14 protein-coding genes are annotated in these 21,696 nt (G+C 42.1%); 3 read left to right on the forward strand and 11 right to left on the reverse strand.

Translation table 11 applies throughout. The annotated features are described in order from the left end of the window. Positions 1–247 precede the first annotated feature (247 nt). From MHH60_RS04165 to MHH60_RS04175, 3 genes are read left to right on the forward strand one after another with little or no spacing between them, the layout of a single operon-like run. Positions 248–2,017 carry a sensor histidine kinase gene (locus tag MHH60_RS04165; RefSeq protein ID WP_076134511.1) on the forward strand — a complete coding sequence of 590 codons (1,770 nt, stop codon included), beginning with the start codon at positions 248–250 and terminating at the stop codon, positions 2,015–2,017. Positions 2,018–2,029: 12 nt separating this feature from the next. After that, positions 2,030–3,274 carry a response regulator gene (locus MHH60_RS04170; protein ID WP_076134512.1) on the forward strand — a complete coding sequence of 415 codons (1,245 nt, stop codon included), beginning with the start codon at positions 2,030–2,032 and terminating at the stop codon, positions 3,272–3,274. 18 nt (positions 3,275–3,292) lie between these two features. Further along, positions 3,293–4,576, forward strand: a complete 1,284-nt coding sequence (locus MHH60_RS04175; RefSeq protein ID WP_076134513.1) for an ABC transporter substrate-binding protein — start codon at positions 3,293–3,295, stop codon at positions 4,574–4,576. Between the two features lie 73 nt (positions 4,577–4,649). Here the strand turns inward: MHH60_RS04175 and MHH60_RS04180 are convergent, their stop codons facing one another. From MHH60_RS04180 to adhE, 11 genes are all read right to left on the reverse strand, one after another. Next, entirely contained in the window at positions 4,650–6,248 is a 1,599-nt protein-coding gene (locus tag MHH60_RS04180) for an ABC transporter substrate-binding protein (protein WP_076134514.1), read from the reverse strand. A 94-nt stretch (positions 6,249–6,342) separates the two neighbouring features. Beyond that, complete coding sequence (locus MHH60_RS04185; protein WP_081387086.1) at positions 6,343–7,305, reverse strand: carbohydrate ABC transporter permease; 963 nt, start codon at positions 7,303–7,305, stop codon at positions 6,343–6,345. Positions 7,306–7,320: 15 nt separating this feature from the next. Next, entirely contained in the window at positions 7,321–8,298 is a 978-nt protein-coding gene (locus MHH60_RS04190) for an ABC transporter permease (protein ID WP_235219484.1), read from the reverse strand. Positions 8,299–9,161: 863 nt separating this feature from the next. Next, positions 9,162–9,953 (reverse strand): response regulator transcription factor, encoded by a 792-nt coding sequence (locus MHH60_RS04195; protein WP_076134515.1) that lies wholly within the window; start codon positions 9,951–9,953, stop codon positions 9,162–9,164. Further along, positions 9,931–11,784, reverse strand: a complete 1,854-nt coding sequence (locus tag MHH60_RS04200; protein WP_076134516.1) for a cache domain-containing sensor histidine kinase — start codon at positions 11,782–11,784, stop codon at positions 9,931–9,933. The genes MHH60_RS04195 and MHH60_RS04200 overlap by 23 nt, the downstream gene beginning before the upstream one ends. A gap of 28 nt (positions 11,785–11,812) precedes the next feature. Beyond that, positions 11,813–12,643, reverse strand: a complete 831-nt coding sequence (locus MHH60_RS04205) for a carbohydrate ABC transporter permease (RefSeq protein ID WP_036682912.1) — start codon at positions 12,641–12,643, stop codon at positions 11,813–11,815. Further along, positions 12,643–13,527 (reverse strand): carbohydrate ABC transporter permease, encoded by an 885-nt coding sequence (locus MHH60_RS04210; protein WP_036682917.1) that lies wholly within the window; start codon positions 13,525–13,527, stop codon positions 12,643–12,645. The genes MHH60_RS04205 and MHH60_RS04210 overlap by 1 nt, the downstream gene beginning before the upstream one ends. 128 nt (positions 13,528–13,655) lie before the next feature. After that, positions 13,656–15,062, reverse strand: coding sequence for an extracellular solute-binding protein (locus MHH60_RS04215; RefSeq protein ID WP_036682919.1), 1,407 nt, complete (start codon positions 15,060–15,062; stop codon positions 13,656–13,658). Positions 15,063–15,499: 437 nt separating this feature from the next. Further along, on the reverse strand, positions 15,500–16,237 hold the full coding sequence (pflA, locus tag MHH60_RS04220) for a pyruvate formate-lyase-activating protein (protein ID WP_036682920.1): 738 nt from the start codon (positions 16,235–16,237) through the stop codon (positions 15,500–15,502). A gap of 216 nt (positions 16,238–16,453) precedes the next feature. Then, positions 16,454–18,715 carry a formate C-acetyltransferase gene (gene pflB, locus MHH60_RS04225; protein ID WP_036682923.1) on the reverse strand — a complete coding sequence of 754 codons (2,262 nt, stop codon included), beginning with the start codon at positions 18,713–18,715 and terminating at the stop codon, positions 16,454–16,456. A gap of 252 nt (positions 18,716–18,967) precedes the next feature. Further along, positions 18,968–21,589: a bifunctional acetaldehyde-CoA/alcohol dehydrogenase gene (gene adhE, locus MHH60_RS04230; RefSeq protein ID WP_038572553.1), complete on the reverse strand. Its 2,622-nt coding sequence runs from the start codon at positions 21,587–21,589 to the stop codon at positions 18,968–18,970. Positions 21,590–21,696: the final 107 nt, after the last annotated feature.

The following is a 21,696-nucleotide window of genomic DNA, read 5'->3' on the forward strand; positions in this document are numbered from 1 at the left end:
CGGCAAAAAGCTTTTGCCACGATCGTCATAACAAACATAGTATTAGACGCATACCACCATAAAAAGTTTCATTATTAAGTAAAGAAAGATTAACGCTGTATTAAATAATGTTGGACAACCACGCTGTTCCCCCTGAAAAAAATGAGATTTTTTCTATAAATATGTTTATTTTTCGTCTGACTATATTCGCTTTCATTTGCTTTTGTTACAATGTATGGAAGAATATCTTTTACATGCGAGGGATAACATGTCCAAAAAAATCTCCATCCTCGTTCAATTAATCATGGGCTTCTCTCTAATCATCTTCACCATCGTAGGATTCACCATTTTTTTGTCCTACCGCTCTTCCTCTCAAGCTGTTTTAAACCGCTCCAACCAATATATCCTGGAATCCGTCAAGCAACTTCAAGGTAAAATGGACGCAATTCTTCAGGATAACGACAAGCTTTCTTCTACGATCATGTTCAGTCCCTTGATTCAAGAAACCTTGGGAGACTTAGCGTTGTCACGTTCACCTCGTACAGACGCCATGGAAATTACTCGTTACATAGATCAACAGACACGTTCCATAAACTCTGACATCCAGTTCAAGCTGCTCGGGCTGTCCGATGATCAGGTGTATACCAACAGCAGTTCCTTAAAGGTCATATGGGACAGCGAAAAGGAAATCCGCGATGCTTATTGGTTCCCGGCTATAGCACAGAATAAAGGCCGAATGGTCTGGTTCGGTGTAGATGTATGGCAGAACGGTAATATCCCTGTGGTGATGGGAGCCAGACAAATTAATGATTGGAATGATCTAAACCGGCTAGGAACCCTGTTTCTTGTCCTCCCTGTCGAGGTTATCCATAACGCTGTCAGCCAATTTCACCTCGGCAAAAACGAGAAAATCCAAGTTGTTGATTCATTTAATACCATTGTCTATTCCACAGATCCGAAAGAAATTGGACTTTATATGAACGACGGGCTTCTAAAACAATTCAGCAATCATAAAGCCAGAATCGTTCCACAAAAAATAAACTCACGCAATCTGTTCGTATCCTATGCCTATTCCGACTATAGCGAGTGGAGCGTTTTTGCTTACATTGATTCTAAAGACGCTGTTAAAGATTTAAATACGATTCGCCGGAATATTATTTTAATTGGCCTGCTGGGGATGGGTGCTGCCCTACTATTCACTTTCTTTTTCTCTTGGACCCTATCCAAGCCCCTTCGTAATCTGGCAACCAAGCTGAGCAATGTCGAACGGGGAACTACTTTACCTTTTGTAAAAACAACCATGAACAAAGAAATGGCTATCCTTTATTCAAGCTATAATTCGATGCTCCAAAACCTGGATCATACTATCGCTGACCTATCCAGTAAACAAATTAGTGAAAAGCAAGCTCAGATCGTAGCACTCAAAGCGCAATTCCGCCCGCATTTTCTTTATAACACTTTGAATACAATCTATTGGTCGCTCGCCAACAAACGCATGCAGGAAGAGTCCCAAATGGTACTCGCTCTAAGTGACCTGCTCCGCTATAGTATTGACCGCGGATCCGAATTCGTTACAGTTGAGGAGGATTTAAAGCAATTAGAACGATTCATTTTTCTCCAGAAGCTGCGCTACGAGGACAAATTGCAGATTGATCTTTTTGTAAATCCTGAGGTTATGAATGGCCAGCTTATGAAATTAACCCTTCAGCCACTTGTCGAAAATGCCATTACTCATGGACTTGAACCCACACTTCGGGAAGTATGGCTAATTCGCATACGCGCCTATAGTGAAGGAACATCTCTGGTGTTAACTGTAGAAGACAACGGGGACGGCATGAGCGAGGAAAGTATGGCAGACGCATTAGTCGGCGGTGAGGTTAATCCGGAGAAGCTGCTTCATACCGGAATTGGACTATCTAATCTAAATCATCGCATAGAGCTAATCTACGGACAGGAATTTGGTCTACAGCTATCAACAAGCGAGCTTGGTGGCTTATTTGTGAAGGTCACTGTTCCATTACAGTATGATCAAAGTTAAGGGGGCACAACGATGAATGTGTTAATCGTGGACGACGAAAGTTTTGTTCGCCGTTCTCTGTCAGAAATGCTGGGAAGTGCGAATCACAACTTTAGCATTATTGGCTCGGCAGAGAACGGTTTAGAGGCTGTGCAATTGTTAAAAGAGCATATGGTTGATCTGGTGATATCCGATATACGAATGCCCGGCATGGATGGGCTGGAACTCGCAAAGCATATCCATGAATGTTATCCAGACACTGAAACCGTGCTGCTCACAGGTTATCAGGACTTCACCTATGCCAGTCAAGCCATCCGTTATGGTGTAAAGGAATATTTGGTTAAACCAAATTCAGTAGAACATATTCTTGAAGTCGCTACAGGTGTATATGAACGTCTTCAATTGAAGAAACAGCAGAGGCAATTAACACAGCTGAGAGAAAAAAACCTTCGGGAGAAACGCTTATCTGATCTTCTTTACGGCATCCCGTTACCCTATTTTGAAGAACAACTTATTCCTCCTTTTCATTCCTTTGTAGTCGTAACCGTAAACCATCTTGGAGTGGGCATGCCACAGAACTGGTCGGAACAAGCCATGTATGCAGCGGTTATAAATATATTAGAAGAATGTTTTGCGCTGTATGCCAACGTTGTTGGCATTCAAGAAGAGCAGGAAGCCATCATGCTATTATTCTATCCTCTTGAGCAGCCTAACGGCGTTGATGAGGTATTGACACAAGAGCTGCTGCATAAGCTGTCGGGCATTCTGAAATCGCCATTCTGTGCAGGGGTCTCTAACCCTCACTATCAATTGGGGGCACTCGCGACCGCCTATCATGAGAGTCTGGAAGCTTGTCAGCAGGTCAAAAAAGAGAGTACGCCATCCGTTATCTTTTTCAGAGACCTCTCCATGCATTCGGCTTCTCCACAGCTCGCTGAACAACTACAAGTAAAGGCAACACGCAGGGTAATCTCTATGATGATTGAGGTTATGAATTCCCGGCTCCAAGAAAATCTCTCCCTCAAAATGATCGCGGACGAACTGTATATGAATCCTACCTATCTCGGCCGATTGTTTAAAGATGATGTAGGGGAACCTTTCTCTAGCTTCCTTACCAAACTTCGTATTCAAAAAGCTACTGAATTATTAGAGAATGTTACTCTCAAGGTATATGAGGTTAGCGAATTAGTAGGCTTTAAGGATCCTGCGTATTTCAGCCTTATTTTTAAGAAATACATGGGGATGACTCCTCAGGAATTTCAGAAGCACAACAAATAAAGCAGAGGTGTGTTTCTCTTGAATGTAAATGGTAAGTTGATTACTGTCCTATTAACATTTGGCTTGTTACTTAATACAAGTGGTTGTCAGCTCTCCCCTTCCAAGGAAGATACCGCTTTACAAGACCCGATACAGCTGAACATCTGGCTCACAGCCGGATCAGGTCTTGAGTCGCTCATTGACCAATATCAATCCCAGCATCCCGAGCTAGAGATTCATATTCAAACCTCCACCTCCACGCAGCTTCCAGCCAAGCTACAGACTTCATTCGCAGCAGGTTATAGTTCCCCGGACGTGGCTGCCATTGATATTAGCTATTTGGATCGCTTCAAACAGTTCCCTGATTATTTTTATAATCTAAACACTTTTGATGCTGACAATCTGAAGGATCAATTTCTGAATTGGAAGTGGCAGGAGGTGCTGGGTAATGATTTTATTTTTGGATTACCAACGGAAATTGGTCCCTATGCCATGTTATATCGAACGGATATATTCGCATTATCAGGCCTCCCTACTAAACCAGAGGAAGTGGCTAAAGAAATCCAAACTTGGGATCAATTCCTCGAAGCGGGCACCAAAGTACAAGAGAGAACAGGAAAAGCTTTTGTAAATGACTTGGAGAACCTCTATCTCACCCTACTACGTCAGTCCAAGCTTCAATATTACAGTCCCACAACGCAAGAATTAATCCTTGACAATAATCCAGCGGTCAAACGAGCCTGGGACTTCTCGATTCAAGCTCTTAAGCTGAATCTGTCCGCCAGTATTGCAGTGGATACCCAACGCTGGGGTGCAGGCCTGCTCAACGGAGATTTTGCAGTCATGCTCTGTCCGGCTTGGATGATTGGTCATATCAAGAGCAGTGCTCCAACAGCCAGCGGTTTATGGAATGTAACACAAATCCCAGAAAACAGTGCTAATCGCGGAGGCTCCGTTCTGACCTTACCAAAGACAGGTAATCATCCTGATGAATCCTTTGCTCTTATTAAATGGCTGACCGAACCAGCGCAGCAATTGGTTTCTTTCAAGGTACAAGGGGCTTTCCCTTCCACCCCCGAAATCTATGATGACCCAGAGATACACGATCTGCACGATCCCTATTTTCCTAATTCAGAGCTTGGTCTGACCCTTTCGTCAGCAGCAAAAGCAGTAATTCCGACCTACTACGGCCCTCATCACGCTGACGTGGAGACAAGCATGCTCGAATACTTGACCAAAGCTGAAAAAGGCGAGCTAACTCCTGAACTGGCTTGGACCCTTGCTGTTCAAGCCGCAAAGCGAATAGACAGCTCCTTCCGCTAAGTAATATCATAAAAAGGCTCTCCCCGGCTAAATCAGCCTGCCGGGGAGAGCCTTTTTTTAATTCATTTTCGCTTTATTTTTGCGCAGCCAGGAAAGCATCCAGCTGTTTTTGTTTCTCTGCAATAATCTTATCGAGCCCTGCCTTTTTCAGCTTATCAGCATACTTAGTCAGTACAGTATCAGGGTCAACAGAACCCGTATCCAAACTGATGTCGTATTCATCCATTACAGCTTTACAAGCAGCCATTTCAGTCTTCATTGAGGAGGCATCGAAGTTGAAACCAAGAGCTACAGAGGCTTTACCTTTTGAGTTAAAGGCTTTGAATTGTTCCCATTTGTCTGGAGCTTCACTTTCCCACACAGGGTTCAGGAATTGACTTCCAAGCATCCAAGCTGCAGCCGTATTATAATCAGCTGTTTTATCTGTAGCTTTGATCGTATCACCACTTACGACTTCATAGTGCACACCTTTTATACCGAAAACAAGCAGATTGTTGATATCTTTATCTGTGTGCAGGAGATCTAACACCATCATAGCCCGGGCCGGATCACCAGAGGAAGCAGAGATCGCAAGCATCGATCCAGCAGCATCACTTGTAGAAATCGTTGGATCATTGAATGCAATTTGTTTCAGCTTGCCAACCAAGCCGGTAGCGTTAGCCAGCTCACTATCTTTACCTGGTTTAAGCGATTGCACTGTCATAAAGACATTGCCAGCCTTCATTGCATCCTGAGTCGAATTCGTAGCAACAGCTGCGTCTTTGTTAATGTAACCTTTCTTCATATACTCACGAGTAAGTTTAATGATTTCTTTATAACGATCCATCTCAATCATCGATTGAATCTTAGTATCTGAGGAATCTTTAAGCAGAACACCAGGAATGGCAGCATCACCAAGGGTATCGTATTGTGCCATGTATTGTGAATTAAAGGTCTCACCTTGTTTGAAATACAATGGAGTCAGGTCAGGTCTTTTCTCCTTCACTACTTTGAGAACTGCATCCAGATCTTGAATGGATTTCACATTCGACATATCGATGCCCAGTTCATCCGCAATATCGGAGCGATAGACAACACCACCTTGTGCAGCCAGCTCCTTGTTTGTAGGAACAGCATAATTCACACCATTGATCGCTGAACCTTTTAAGAATTGTGGATCCAGATTTTTTAGAATCCCTTGGCCGTATTCATTTAGGAGATTACCATATTTGCCGCTATCGTCATTAATCGGGAGATAAGCGCCTTTAGCTGCATTCGTTACATAGTTCTTCCATTGAGCTGTAAAGATGATATCGAATTTTTCCTGACTCGCAATTTTCAGATTGACATCATTGTCCCATGGACCCCAATCGATCGGTGCGATATCCAATTTGGCGTTGATTTTAGGTTCCAATAACTTATTGATTTCATCTTCTACAGCTTTTTCATCCTTTTGCACTGCACCGACATAAATTAACTTGACGGTATAAGGCTCCAATTCTTTTGCCGGTTCGGCAGTAGGATCTGCGGCTGGCTCATCCGTAGCAGCAGCATTGGTAGCGGTTGCATTTTCACTTGGAGCAGGTGAAGCTGCTTCATTATTCCCGTTATTCCCACCGCAGCCTGCTAAACTAAGACTCAGTACCATCGTTAGCAATAGTGTCATTAGTGCGCTTTTTCTAACAGCTTTCATATACACCATAACCTCCCTCAAAATATTTATATATGCTGAATCGGCCGTTCACACCTTAGCATAAAGCGGCCGAATTAAGCCATTACAATCGTCCTTAACCTTTGACAGCACCCACGGTAAGCCCTTTAATAAAATACTTCTGGAAGAAGGAATATACAAACACGATAGGTCCGATACCAATAACAGCCATCGCCATTCTTACCGTTTCTGTTGGAATATTGATTTCTACACCCTGTGCAGCCAATGCAGCCATCGCCTGAGGACTTGCAGTCAGGAACTGAACATTCAGCATCGTCTTATACATTAGGTATTGTAAATTTACATGACCTTCGGGTGAGATAAAGATCAAACTAAGGTACCAATCATTCCAATAGGCCAAGGTCTGAAACAAACCTACTGTAGCTAACACTGGCATAGACAAAGGCAAAATAATTTGAACGAAGATCCGGAATTCTGGCGCCCCATCGATCTTAGCAGATTCGATTAAAGCTGGCGGTATGGTATTGGCAAAAAAGGTCCGTAAGATGATAACAAAGAAAGCAGAAACCAGCAGCGGCATAATTAGAATCCATAACGTATCCTTCATATGCATCATTCGCGTGTAGACCAGATACCAAGGCACAAGGCCACCATTAAACAACATTGTAAAAAACATAAAAAATGAGAAGAAATTACGATGTGGAAAATCTCCACGTGAGATAGGGTAAGCATACATAGCCATAATGATAAGACTCAGAATCGTGCCCACCACAGTCACAAATAATGAAACGGAAGCTGCATCGATAATTTGCCAATAATCTTTTAACAGAAATTCATAAGAAGAAATATCCCACTTGTTAGGAAAAAAGCTGTAGCCGTTCTGGATTACGGAATTCTCGTCCGAAAACGATACAATAACTACGAGGATCAGCGGCACCACACAAATCGCTGTGTATATCCAAAAGAATATATTAATTAGCAAATTAGATATATTAGATATTTCATTGGGTTGTCTTTGCCGTTTTGTGCGTTTTCCTGTACGCCGTGACGACCCTAATGCTGTTTCTGTCTGGCTCAACACTCCCACCTCCCTTTAAAATAAAGCATCATCTTTACTGATTCGCCGCACTGCAAGATTCGCTAAGAAAATCAATAGAAATCCTACAACAGATTGAACGAGACCCGCGGCTGAAGACATTCCTATATCACCGATTGCGAGGAAGGTCTGATATACATAAGTGTCGATAACCTGTGTCGTCGAGTATAACGCTCCTGCATTTCTCGTAACCTGAAAGAATAATCCGAAGTCCGCGTTAAAAATCCTACCTATCTGCAGCAACGTCATTACTATAATAACTGGGCTGATTAGCGGCAGCGTGATTTTTCGAATCTGCTTCCATTTAGAAGCTCCATCAATTAGTGCAGCCTCATAATATTCATTATCTATTCCAATGATAGCGGCCATATAAATAACCGTTGTATAGCCAATCTCTTTCCAAATCTTCACAATTACTAGAATCCCAGGCCAATATTTGGACTGCGAATACCATTCGATAGGATCCACCCCAAAGAACGGGAGTAATGTCTTGTTCATAAACCCGTGCTCTGCACTCAGAAAGCCGTATACTAAGTAACTTACGACGACCCAAGAGAGAAAATAAGGGAGAAACATAGCGCTTTGATGGAATTTCGATAGCCATCTGCTGCGCATTTCGTTAAACATAATTGCAAAAGCTAGTGAAAAAAATAGCGTCAGTATAATAAACGCTGTATTATACAATAACGTATTCCTCGTAATGATCCAGGCCGTCTCCGTTGAGATTAAATATTTGAAGTTTGCTAACCCGACCCAATCACTACCCAGAATCCCTTTTTGGTAATTGATATCCTTAAATGCAATTACCGTTCCTAACATCGGTATGTAGTTATTGATGATTAGAATCACTATCGCAGGTAACATCATCAAATAGAACACCCAATATTTCTTCATTACTCTAAGAAAATTCGGCGTTCTTCCCCTGCCTGGTTTCTTTACTTCTGACAAGCTGACGGAAGGATTCGTCACACTCATTTTTGGTTCCCCCATTCTCCATCATCCCATTCTTAAGCCCCAATTACTCTTGCTTGCCTAACGTTTTGTGTATCCTCCTTACACTCTAATTAAAACATATGATAATTTATGGGAGTATAGGGAACATATTATATTTCTATAAAAAAAGAGACGATTATCCTCGAAAATCGAGGAAAACCATCTCTTCAGCCTCTAAATAGAGGCAAAAAATTTAATTAATCATAGCTTATGTACCTTAATCGCATTTATCACAACCAAGATCTGATCGATAATCTTTACTCTTTATCACAGCCAAAGGCTGATCGATAATCTTTGTACTTCATCACAGCCAAGGGCTGGTTGATAATCTTTGTACTTCATCACAGCCAAGGGCTGGTCGATAATCTTTGTACTTCATCACAGCCAAGGGCTGGTCGATAATCTTTGTACTTCATCACAGCCAAGGGCTGGCCGATAATCTTTGTACTTCATCACAGCCAAGGGCTGGTCGATAATCTTTGTACTTCATCACAGCCAAGGTCTGGTCGATAATTCCAGCCTTAGATTAACTAGGCAATCATTCCTTTTGTTCCCAGAGAGGCCCACATCCACAGGTGTGGGACGGCCCCTATACTACTACGAAGAGGGGTGAGGGAGAAGGAACGGAGAGGAAGTTTGGAACTGTAGGAGCGTAGCGTTCGCCTTTATCCTCGGATTTCAACCGCTAACAGCGGTTTCTAATTAAGAAATCTGAGGATAACAGCGACCGGAAGTCCAAACATTCCTTGTAGCGACGCTAACCTCACCACTCAGCAACAAACATTCCTTGGAGCGACGCCGACCTTGCCACTCAGCAACAATCATTCCTTGGAGCGACGCCGACCTCACCGCACTTCGGTCCGGCATCGGTCGCGGTACTCCTTAGGCGACATCCCTGTCTGCTTCTGAAATACCTTGGTAAAATAACGCCGCTCCTGATAACCAACTCCGGAGCCAATCATCGTAATACTCTTATCACTGTTAGTTAGCATAAACTTAGCAGCTTCAATTCGTTGTAGGGTCACGTATTCCACGAAAGTCATAGCAAAACGATTCTTAAATAAGAGACAGAAATAACTGCCACTAATCCCGATCTTATTCGCCACTTCCTCAATCCCAATATCAGAATGGAGATGTTCTGTGATGTACTTAGCTGCTTGGTTCATCAGCTGATCCGGTGTTTTTTTGCCAGAATCATCTTCACCTTCAGGGATTTCCTGAAAAATTGGAATGCTATTATACAGTTTATTCTTAAACTGCTTACTACGGATCTTAGCCCCAATCTCCCGTACCTTATTGCCAAGCTCTTCATAATGTATCGGCTTACAAATATACTCTTTAACACCTAGCCGAATCGCTTCCCGTGCATAATCAAACTCCTGATACCCGGTAAGAAGCAGCACCTCGCTATCCAATCCCATCTCCCGCAACTTACCGATAAAAGTTAACCCGTCCATCACTGGCATACGGATGTCACATAACACAAGATCAGGCTGTTTCTCCTCGGCAATACGCAAAGCATCCATCCCGCTTCGCGCCATACCGACAACCTCCATCCCCATCTCCTGCCAAGGCAACACCCTGTTCAGATTATTCAGAATTGGGGCTTCGTCATCAACCAATAATACTTTTAGCATAATGATCTTCCCCCTGCTCGTATTTAGGTATGACACATTGGATAATAGTACCATGACCTGGACTAGAACAGATAAATATTCCGTACCTGTCACCGTATTCAATGCGGATGCGATCTGCTACACTGCGAATACCAAGACCTCTGCGTTCAAGATTCATCCGGTTATCCCGTTCAACCTTAACTTCTTGCTCCACAGGATCATTCACAATATATTGAAAAATAGCCAACTGAGAAGGTGTAATACCAATACCATTATCTTCAATACGTAAAATCAAATCCCCCTGCTTCTCCCAAACTTTCACAGAAACATGACCTTTGTAATCAATGCCCTCAAATCCATGTTGAATGCTATTCTCTACAAGCGGTTGTAAAGTGAGTTTAAGGATACCGCAACTCATCAATTCATTCGGAATATCGATCTCGTATTCGAACAAATCTTCAAAGCGGAATTTTTGTATATCCAAATAATTGCGCAAATGTTTAACTTCTTCATCCAGTGTAATCTCTTCCCGATCCTGAATGCTGATTCGCAAAATACTGGCCAGCCTATAGACCATCTCACTAACTTTTTTGCCTTCATTCTGTATAGCGAGAACATTGATTGATTCTAATGTATTGAATAAAAAATGTGGTTTAATCTGTGCCTGCAGAACACGCATCTCAGCTTGATTCTTGCGACGCTGCTCCACATGAATTCTGTTAAACAACCCATTGATTTTATCCATAAGATCATTAAAACCCTTAGCAAGCAGCGTTAGCTCATCATTTCCTTTAACTTCTACCCTAGTGGTCAGATCTCCGTCTTCAACCCGGCGCATAAAACGAACAATGACAGCGATGCCGCCGGTAATCCGGTTCATAAAAAATAAATTGAAGATCACAGCTGCCAATAAGCAAAGGAAAATCACAGCGACGAACCAGCGAGCAAATACTGTAACTTCGTGAGACAGCGTATCCCAAGAAGTCACAGATACCAGACTCCATGGATAGTCCTTCAAGTGATACATGGAAAGAATGCTTTTCTCCCCGTTGTACTCTGTTTTGAAACTCTGAAACCCTTTTTTAAAGGTAATCTCTTTATCCGCGAAAGACTGGAAGTCCTGTCCATCCAGCTTTTGATCTGGGTCAAAAAGAATCATTCCATCATCATTTACAAGCATAAAGGATACATCCTGATTGCTATCCCCAATTTTTAGATTGCGAAATATGGATTCGAACTCCCAATTCTTGATCTGCACAACTAGGATACCTATGTTTTGAAAGAAGCTCAATTCCTTCACTAGCCGAATTTGTGTAAACACAGGTTCAGTACCCGTAAGCTCGGGATACTCGTGAGGAGCCAGCCATTTCGGCACACCATTCAAGTCCATAACTTCCTGGTACAAATCACTTTTTTTGAATGTATCATAGGGTAGCGTTCGGAAATTTTCCTTGTTAAAAAGCGACACGATTTCAGAGTTACCTCTACCGTTAAAATTGTACAAAAATGCATAGCTGATCGATGGATGATTAAACAACAGACTACGGAAATTGCGCTGGCTCGCATTCAGATTCAATTGCTCAGCATCAGTCAAATCCTGGTTGTTAGGATCATCTGCACTAAGGGCCATATGAAATACCGAGGTAGCAATTCCGTTGTCTGTAACGTTATCCATATCTTTTAATACATTAGAAATACTGTAGCTAATCGCTTTAAGTGAGTATTCCGACTGCTGGCTGTACTTTTTTTCAATAGAATTATAAGTCACAAAAAACATAAGCATGCCTAGAATAAATAAAGGAATGATAATCAGGCCCAAAAATGCCGTAAATAATTTATAGCGCAAATTCATCGGCTAGTGCTCCTGACTGAGAATAAAGTTATCCTTTTACGCCGCCCGCTGTTACACCTTCAATAATTTTCTCCTGCAGAATAGCATAAATGATAATTACCGGCAGTACGCTGAAGACGATACCGGCTGACATTTGTGCATAGTTCATCTGGTATTGATCACGGAATTGGACCATACCTACTGGAAGCGTTCGCAGCTCGTCATTCGACAGGAAGTAGTTAGCTAGCAAGAACTCGTTCCAATTTCCCAGGAAATTAACAATGAATACCGTAACCATAGCCGGAACCGTTAGAGGTACAATAATTCTAGCAAAGATACCCGGTGCCTTCAAGCCATCCATGACCGCAGCTTCTTCTATTTCTCTAGGTAAATTTCGCATAAATGCTGCTAAAATAATGATGGTAAATGGAATCGCGTTGGCGATATAAGGAATGATCAACGCCCAGTGGGTGTTCAGTATTCCTAACTTACGTACAATCGTATAAATCGGCAGCATTAAAGCATTATTCGGAATGAGCATTCCTACTAAAACCAGTGAGAACAAAATAGTATTCCATTTTCCCTGTCGCATCCGCGTAACCGCAAAAGCAAACATAGACGCAAGCAGAATGGACACTACAGAGGCAAGAATCGAAATGTACAAACTGTTGAAAAAGTAAGTACTAATCTTGGCATTTACCCAAGCTTCCACGTAGTTATTGAAGACGAATTCCTTTGGGATGCCAAAAGGATTAAGCGCAATCTCATTATTATCCTTTTTCACAGATGAGAATAATACGAATAGGAAAGGAAACAGGATCACTAACAAATAGAATAAAAGGGCAATATGTGGCAGACTCTTTTTCAGGGCGCGTGGCATCAGTATTCAATCCTTTCTGTACGACGTGCAATCAGCAGCTGATAAAGGACTGTAACCACCAGTGTAAACGCAAAGATCAGGACAGCGATGGCATTTCCGTATCCATACTTAAAGTTCGTGATCGCATATTTAATCATGTATGTTGCCATTACATCGGTTGAACCTGCAGGTCCCCCCTTAGTCATAACGATGACGATATCCGCAGCTTTCATTGCTCCAGCAATCGATAGCATAATTACAACCGAGATGATCGGTACGATTAGAGGAAGCGTGATACGAGTAGCGCGTTGAAATCCAGTTGCGCCGTCAATGGCTGCAGCTTCATCCAATTCACCAGGAATAGCTAGAATCGCAGCTAGCACCATAACGATATAAAATCCAGTCCACTGCCAAGCATTCGTTAACAAAATAGAAAGCATTGCAAATCTTTCATCTGACAGCCAGTAAATAGGATTAATTCCTACTAGACTAAGGAGCTTATTAAAAAGTCCAATATTGGGCTCATAGATAAACCCCCAGAGAATACCGATAACCGCTGTAGACATAATGGAAGGCATAAAGACTGCTGTCTTATATAAGCCCTTTAACTTTTTCACATTAGAAATCAATAATGAAAAGAATACGATCAACGGTACCTGTATACATACGGAGAAAAGAATAAACCAACCGTTGTTTTTAACAGATATCCAGAATCGTTCATCTCCCAGCGCTTTCTCATAATTACTTAATCCGGCTGATTTAACCGTCTCCGATACACCGTTCCAACTAGTAAAGCTGTAATAAATAGAACTAAAAATGGGGTAAATGAAAAACATCGTGAACAATATCAATGCTGGAAGAACGAAAAGGAAAAATACCACTGGATTTCTTAATGCTTTATTCATGACTACCTCCGGTTGCTTTGACATCTGGCGAATAGTGAATGCTTCAGATCAAGTGCAAACACATATTTTCTTTGATTTTAAAAATGCACCCTGGATTTAGCACCAGGGTACATTCAGTTTGCAGCTATTTATTCAACTGCTGCGTTTGCTTCTTCTTGTACCTTTTGCAAAGCTTCGCCCATTTTCTCAGGAGTCGTCTGATCGCCAATCAGTTTTTGAATTTGAATGTTACTGATTTCTGTAGTTACATCAGCTTGAACAAGAGAGTCAAATGCTGGGAACGAAGATTGTGAGTTGTTAAGTACACCTACGATTTCGCTCATCAGATCATCAGTAATATTCTCATTCAATACGTTTTGGTCAATCTTCATTGCTGGCAATACACCATCTTCAACAAGTCCGCGCAATTGCATTTCTTCATTAAATAAGTTTTTAATAAATGATTTCACAGCAGCCAATTGACGTGGATCTTTTTCAGCAGATGCAGAGAAACCATAACCATTGTTCACATCGCGCATCAATGCAGTTTGGTCACCCGCTCCGCCTTCAACTGCTGGGATATTGAAGAATCCAACTTTACCGATCAAACCTTCGCCAGATTGACCCGTTTTAAATACGGAGGATTTCCAAGTACCATCATACAGCAGGATCGCTTCACCACTAGTGAATTGTGTTGTGTATTCAGCATATTCAAAGCCAAGTTCGCCTTTTTTGAAGTAGCCTTTATCAACCCATTCTTTGTATTTCGCAAATCCTTTTACTACATTTGGATCAGACCACTTAGCTTCGCCTGTTGCAAATTTAGCAGTTACATCCGGACCTGCATAACGTGACCACAGGTGGTTAGCTAACATAAGTGGTACCCAACCAGCTTTGGATGCACCAGCCAAAGGTACTTTTCCATCAGCCTTGATATCAGCCAATTGTTGTTCCAATTCAGCAAATGTTGTTGGAGCCTTCCAGCCCTTGCTTGTATAGTATTCTTTGTTATAGAAGAAGCCTTCACCAGAACCACCGATTGGCAATCCATAGATTTTTCCTTCATAAGTGAAAGGATCCAGATTTGAGAATTTATCCTTAATTCCAAGTTCCTCAAGAATTGGAGTCAGGTCAAGTAATTTACCTTCTTTAGCATAGATCTTGGAGTCAGGGCTACCGAACAGATCGAAGATTTCCGGTGGATTACCGGCAGCCATTTCGCCACGCAATTTTTCTTTACGGTTTACATCTGAATCTACCCCATCGAGTTTAAAGGTGAGACCCGGTACATCCTCTTGTACCTTGTTAACTACTTCTTCGAGAATAGCCAGACGTTTCTGCTTGTCTGCACCGATTTGAGTGTGACGAATCGTCATTTCAAATGGCTCGTTATTTACCGGTTCTTCTGTTGCTGGAGCATTTGTAGCGGCTGAGTTCGTCGCGGTAGCGTTTCCATCTCCTTTGTTAGAAGACTCATTGTTGTTGCCTCCGCAACCAGTCAGTAAAGCTGATGATACGAAAATCAGGGACAATAGCAAAGTCATACTTTTTTTCATTTCTTGTGACCCTCCCTATATATTGATGTGCTTTACACTTCTTATTATAGAAAACAGACTTCATTATCGTAAGGTTAAGATTCATCCACTATAGGGATAAAAATCTCTAATGTAAGCGGAATCAACTACATAATAAGTTATATTATCTAACGCAAAAATGTTAATTCACTTTATGCATTTGTTTTTTTCATCACAAAACTTTGTTTTTCTTTAAAAACATGTAATGAAAATATCTAATTAGTCATATTACCTGACATATTCATTTATTATCTACCCCATTAACCACGTGTAACTATAGCATGTCTTTATTAGGAATAGTATAAAATTCCCCCTCAGGGGAGCTTTATCCCCTCCCTTTTTTACTTCCTCATAACAAAAAACCGCACCTTCAGTGATCAACCACTGAGGGTACGGTCTCTCTTAAAAATAGCTATCTATTATACCAATGCCGTTTGCTTACGACCTTCTTCGACCAAGCGATATGCCCGTTGCACTTCTTCTTCTGTTGGAGAAGGCACTCCATCCAGTTCATAAGCTTTGCCGAGCATTTCCCATTTATAGATCCCCATCTGATGATAAGGTAAGATTTCGAATTTCTCGACGCCATTTAAGGTTCCAATATAACGACCTAAGTTAATGAGATCCTCTTCACGATCATGAATACCAGGAACATATACATGTCGGATCCACATCTTACGATTATGGTCTGAGAGCCAGCGTGCAAGCTTCAAAGTTCGATCATTGGATTTACCGGTTAACTTGATATGCGCTTCTTCATCAATATGCTTCAGATCAAGCATAACCAAATCTGTAACGTCCAATAAGTCATTAATCTTGTCACCTTCGTTGTAGCCATTGCTATCTAATGTGGTGTGCAGATTCCAACGCTTCTTCACTTCCGTGAATAACTGCTTTACAAATTGCGCCTGCAAGGTTGGTTCTCCACCGGATACAGTTAACCCGCCACCGGATGAACGATAGTAGTTTATATATGGCTCGATCTCCGAAAGTACTTCTTCTAGAGTCATTTCTTTACCTTCATCTAAAGCCCAAGTATCAGGGTTATGGCAATACTGACATTTCAGCAAGCAGCCTTGCATAAATAAGACAAATCGAATACCAGGTCCATCAACGGTTCCAAAGGTTTCCAAAGAGTGTATGCGACCTTTAATCATAGGATGTCATCCTTTCGCCACGCCAGACTAACAGTCCCTTTTTCAACGATGAAGCTCCCTGTCCTTGAGACTGTCATATCCCTATATCGCGGCAATAAAATTTAAAATTTTAACAATTCTCAAACAAGATATTACCGCCCTTGAGACAAGGGCGGTATCTTCCTTGCAATTATTTCAATGTAGTACTAATTCAAAGATCTTCATGACAGGAACAAATTACATCGAACCGTGGAATGTACGGTTGATTACATCCATTTGTTGTTCACGAGTCAGCTTGATGAAGTTAACTGCATAACCGGATACACGGATAGTCAATTGTGGATAGTTCTCTGGGTGCTCCATAGCGTCCATCAGCTGTTCACGGTTAAATACGTTAACATTCAGATGCTGAGCGTTGTTATGGAAGTATCCATCCATCATGTGTACCAGGTTAGACTTACGGGAATCCTCGTCTTTACCAAGTGCTTTAGGTACGATGGAGAACGTGTTAGAGATACCATCTTGTGCATCGGAGTAAGGCAGTTTAGCAACAGAGTTCAGGGAAGCCAAGGCGCCTTTCTTGTCACGTCCGTGCATTGGGTTAGCACCTGGTGCGAAAGGTTCACCTTTCTTACGTCCGTCAGGTGTAGTACCTGTCTTCTTACCGTACACTACATTCGAAGTAATGGTCAGTACCGATTGAGTCGGCACAGAATCACGATATGTTTTGTTTTTACGGATCATAGTCATGAAGGTTTCAACCAATTCTACTGCGATGCTGTCTACAGCATCGTCATTGTTACCGTAGCAAGGGAATTCGCCTTCGGTTTCGAAGTCGATCGCAATACCTTGTTCGTTACGAATAGGTTTTACTTTGGCGTATTTAATTGCGCTTAGTGAGTCAGCTGCAACGGACAGCCCAGCAATACCACAAGCCATCGTACGCAGAATGTCACGGTCATGCAGCGCCATTTCGATACGCTCGTAAGAATATTTGTCATGCATATAGTGAATGATGTTCAAAGTGTTAACATAAGTCTTAGCCAACCACTCCATCATCGGTTTGAAACGTTTCATTACTTCGTCATAATCCAGATATTCAGAAGTGATCGCTGGGAATTCCGGTCCAACTTGTGCTCCGGATTTTTCGTCTATACCACCATTGATAGCATACAGCAATGCTTTTGCCAGGTTGGCACGAGCGCCGAAGAACTGCATTTGTTTACCGATACGCATTGGAGATACGCAGCAAGCAATCGCATAATCTTCACCCCAGTATGGACGCATTACATCGTCATTTTCATACTGAATTGCACTAGTTTCAATGGAAACCTTAGCACAATATTTTTTGAAGGCTTCAGGCAATTTTTCGGACCACAGTACAGTTAAGTTTGGTTCCGGAGCCGGACCCAAGTTGTACAGGGTGTTCAAGAAACGGAAGCTGTTCTTGGTAACACGAGTTGTTCCGTCTTCAGCCATACCACCGATGGATTCAGTTACCCATGTTGGGTCGCCGGAGAACAGATCATTATAGTCAGGTGTACGCAAGAATTTCACGATACGCAGTTTCATTACGAAATGATCGACGATTTCTTGTACTTGTTCTTCAGTCAAAGTACCTTCAGCAATATCGCGTTCTGCATAGATGTCCAAGAAAGAGGACACACGGCCTAGGGACATCGCTGCACCATTTTGCTCTTTAACTGCTGCAAGATACCCGAAGTATACCCATTGAGTAGCTTCTTTGAAGTTGGTCGCTGGTCTGGAAATATCCATACCATGAGCGGCTGCCATTTCTTTCAATTCGCCAAGTGCACGAATTTGCTCGGACAGCTCTTCACGCAAACGAATGATATCTTCAGTCATGGAATCAACTTCAAGCTCAGTTTGTTGTTGTTTTTTGTCTTTAATGAGGAAATCAATACCGTACAGAGCAATGCGGCGATAGTCGCCGATGATGCGTCCGCGGCCGTAAGCATCAGGAAGACCTGTAATTACGCCGGATTTACGCACAGCTCTCATGTCTGGTGTATATGCATCAAATACGCCTTGGTTATGCGTTTTGCGAATGTTCGTAAACATGTCAACGATGTTTTGTGGAAGCTCGAAGCCATAAGCCTTCGTAGCATCAACCATCATCTTGATCCCGCCGAATGGCTGGATGGAACGTTTGAAAGGAGCGTCAGTCTGCACACCTACAATTTGTTCCTTGTCTTTGTCAATGTAGCCTGGAGCATGTGAAGTAATTGTGGAGACAGTATCTAGGGAAACATCCCATACGCCGCCTCTTTCTCTTTCTTCCTTGCTCAATTGGGAAATAATCTTCCACAGTTCAGTTGTGTTACTAGTAGGTCCTACGAGGAATTCTTCATTTCCCTCATAAGGCTTAATGTTGCTTGCGATAAAGTTGTTAACGTCAACTTTTCTGGACCATTTACCTTTTGTAAAACTTCTCCAACCGGATTTCACTTCTTGTACATCTTTTTCAATCACCGACATGCTAAATCCCTCCATCTATATTTATAATATTTGTAGAGATCGCGGGCTTGAAGGTTGATCCCGTGTCTCGTGATCCCAAGAAAGATATGGTTGTTCGAAAATTCACAATCATTGTTCCATGGATGGGACCGTTGTTTATATAAACATTTTAGTTTATTTTCTATAAATAGACTGTGACAAATATCACCTTTCGGGTGATATTTGTCACTTATATCTAATCCACAACCATCCTATTATCTACTTAACCAAATATTAATTATCAAATCTTCCGTAGAAAGCATTACGGTATACATCTGCAAGTTCAGATACCAGTGGCAGCTTAGGATTGGCAGTTGTACATTGATCTTCAAATGCACGGTCAGCCAAGTAATCTACACGGGATTCAAAATCCTTAGGATCAAAGCCCAATTGTTGGAAGGATTCTTCGATACCCAGTTTTTTGTTCATGTCGCGAATAGCATTGATCAGGCTAGTTACACCTTCTTCAGTTGTGCGAGCTGGCAATCCCAGAATGCGGGCGATTTCTGCATAACGCTCGTCAGCTACGAAGTGTGAATATTTAGGGAACGAAGCGAACTTCGTAGGTTTCTTAGCATTGTAACGAATAACGTGTGGCATAAGGATCGCATTAGTACGACCGTGAGCAGTGTGATATTGACCGCCCCATTTATGCGCCAAACTGTGGTTAATACCCAGGAAAGCATTAGCAAAGGCCATACCAGCAAGTGTTGATGCGTTATGCATTTTCTCACGGGCAACTCTGTCGCCTTCAAGCGCCGATTTTTCAAGGTATTGGAATACCAATTGGATCGCTTTAATTGCCAGACCATCAGTGTAGTCACTCGCCATAACAGATACATAAGCTTCGATAGCATGTGTCAATACGTCCATACCTGTATCAGCTACAGCAGTTTTTGGCAAGCTATATACAAACTCTGGATCAATGATAGCTACGTCTGGAGTTAGCTCATAGTCAGCCAAAGGATATTTAGTATGTTGTTCAGTTGTTTTATCGGTAATAACTGCGAAAGATGTTACTTCCGAACCCGTACCCGAAGTAGTTGGAATCGCTACAAACTTAGCTTTGTTTCCAAGTTTAGGGAATTTGTAAACCCGTTTACGGATATCCATGAATTTTTGTTTCAGACCGTTAAAGTCTGCGTCTGGATGTTCATAGAATAACCACATTCCTTTTGCAGCATCCATTGGGGAACCACCACCAAGTGCGATGATGCAGTCCGGTTGGAATCTGTTCATCATTGCTGTACCTTTTTCAACTGTAGTTGTCGATGGATCTGGTTCAACTTCCGAGAACACTTCGATCGCTACAGGAGTTTGGCGTTGACGCAGATAATGTTCAACTCTCTCAACATATCCAAGCTTAACCATCATTGGGTCAGTGATAATTGCGACACGTGTGATATCAGGCATTTTGGTCAGGTACTGTGTAGCGCCTTTTTCGAAATAGATCTTGTCAGGTACTTTAAACCATTGCATATTCACGGTACGACGATTCACCCTTTTCACGTTGATCAAATTGATTGCTGTAACGTTTTGCGACACGGAGTTACGACCATAAGATCCGCAGCCCAGCGTCAACGAAGGGATGTTAGTGTTATAGATATCGCCGATCGCACCATGAGTGGAAGGCGAGTTAACGAGAATACGTCCTGTTTGCAGACGATTGGAGAACTTCATGATTACTTCTTCGTTGTTGGAGTGGATAGCCGAACTGTGGCCCATACCACCAAATTCAACAACTTGTGCTGCGCGTTCGATACCTTGATCTGCGTTTTTAACTTTGTAGCAAGCAAGCACAGGACTCAATTTTTCAGCGGACAATGGATATTTAGTGCCTACACCTTCAAGTTCTGCTACCAGAATCTTAGTGCCGGCAGGAACTTGAATGCCGCACATTTCAGCAATTTTCACTGCGGATTGTCCAACGATTGCTGGGTTAACCGCACATTTATCAACGTTCATAGCGCCGCTAGTAAGTTTAGCAGCTTCTTCTTTGTTAACAAAGTAGCAGCCATTAGCGATCATTTTCTTTTTCACTTGATCGAAGATTGGTTCTTCGATAATAACAGCTTGCTCGGAAGCACAGATCATACCATTATCAAAAGTTTTGGAAAGAATGATGTCCGTTACGGCTTGATCAATATCCGCGCTCTTTTCGATGAATGCAGGTACGTTACCAGGACCTACGCCAAGAGCTGGTTTACCACAGCTATAAGCTGCTTTTACCATTGCAGAACCGCCTGTTGCGAGAATAAGTGCAACGTCTGGGTTGTTCATCAAAGCATTTGTTTTGTCCATCGTTGGCATTTCAATCCATTGGATACAATTCTCAGGTGCGCCAGCTTTTACAGCCGCATCATGAAGAATTCTAGCAGCTGCTGCACTACACTCTTGCGCAGATGGGTGGAAACCGAATATAATAGGGTTCCGTGTCTTAATCGAAATCAACGCTTTAAACATCGTGGTGGATGTAGGGTTGGTTACCGGTGTGATACCCATTACAATTCCGACGGGCTCAGCAATTTTTTGGAAGCTCTCATAAGCATTGTCTTCAATAACGCCTACTGTTTTATCGTATTTAATTCCGTGCCAGATATATTCTGTCGAGAAGATGTTTTTAGTAATTTTGTCTTCGTAAACCCCGCGGCCAGTTTCTTCTACAGCCAATTTAGCGAGGTACATATGTTTGTCGAGTCCAGCCAACGCCATTGCATGAACGATTGTGTCAACTTGCTCTTGATCCAGCGCCATGAATGCCTCATGTGCTTTTTTCGCTTTATCCACCAAAGTCTGAATATACTCTTCAGCGGTAGTTTGTTTAACTTGGGCGGCGACTTCGTTCTTAACTGCCATCTCCCTCGTCCTCCTGTCAATTTTTAGGTTGTTTTTCTCTACACATTTATCTTATCACATCATTTCCACCTTGTATAGTGAAATCTTTCACAAAGTATAAAGTTTTT

It is taken from the genome of Paenibacillus sp. FSL H7-0716, assembly GCF_038002705.1.
GTDB classification, from domain to species: Bacteria; Bacillota; Bacilli; order Paenibacillales; family Paenibacillaceae; genus Paenibacillus_AQ; species Paenibacillus_AQ odorifer.

Excerpts from the sequence above, each read along its gene's own strand:
- adhE (WP_038572553.1), bottom strand. The coding sequence starts at position 21,589 with ATGGCAGTTAAGAACGAAGTCGCCGCCCAAGTTAAACAAACTACCGCT.
- MHH60_RS04195 (WP_076134515.1), bottom strand. The coding sequence starts at position 9,953 with ATGCTAAAAGTATTATTGGTTGATGACGAAGCCCCAATTCTGAATAAT.
- MHH60_RS04190 (WP_235219484.1), bottom strand. The coding sequence starts at position 8,298 with ATGAGTGTGACGAATCCTTCCGTCAGCTTGTCAGAAGTAAAGAAACCA.
- pflA (WP_036682920.1), bottom strand. The coding sequence starts at position 16,237 with ATGATTAAAGGTCGCATACACTCTTTGGAAACCTTTGGAACCGTTGAT.
- MHH60_RS04210 (WP_036682917.1), bottom strand. The coding sequence starts at position 13,527 with ATGAATAAAGCATTAAGAAATCCAGTGGTATTTTTCCTTTTCGTTCTT.
- MHH60_RS04170 (WP_076134512.1), top strand. The coding sequence starts at position 2,030 with ATGAATGTGTTAATCGTGGACGACGAAAGTTTTGTTCGCCGTTCTCTG.
- MHH60_RS04215 (WP_036682919.1), bottom strand. The coding sequence starts at position 15,062 with ATGAAAAAAAGTATGACTTTGCTATTGTCCCTGATTTTCGTATCATCA.
- pflB (WP_036682923.1), bottom strand. The coding sequence starts at position 18,715 with ATGTCGGTGATTGAAAAAGATGTACAAGAAGTGAAATCCGGTTGGAGA.
- MHH60_RS04180 (WP_076134514.1), bottom strand. The coding sequence starts at position 6,248 with ATGAAAGCTGTTAGAAAAAGCGCACTAATGACACTATTGCTAACGATG.
- MHH60_RS04200 (WP_076134516.1), bottom strand. The coding sequence starts at position 11,784 with ATGAATTTGCGCTATAAATTATTTACGGCATTTTTGGGCCTGATTATC.
- MHH60_RS04165 (WP_076134511.1), top strand. The coding sequence starts at position 248 with ATGTCCAAAAAAATCTCCATCCTCGTTCAATTAATCATGGGCTTCTCT.
- MHH60_RS04205 (WP_036682912.1), bottom strand. The coding sequence starts at position 12,643 with ATGCCACGCGCCCTGAAAAAGAGTCTGCCACATATTGCCCTTTTATTC.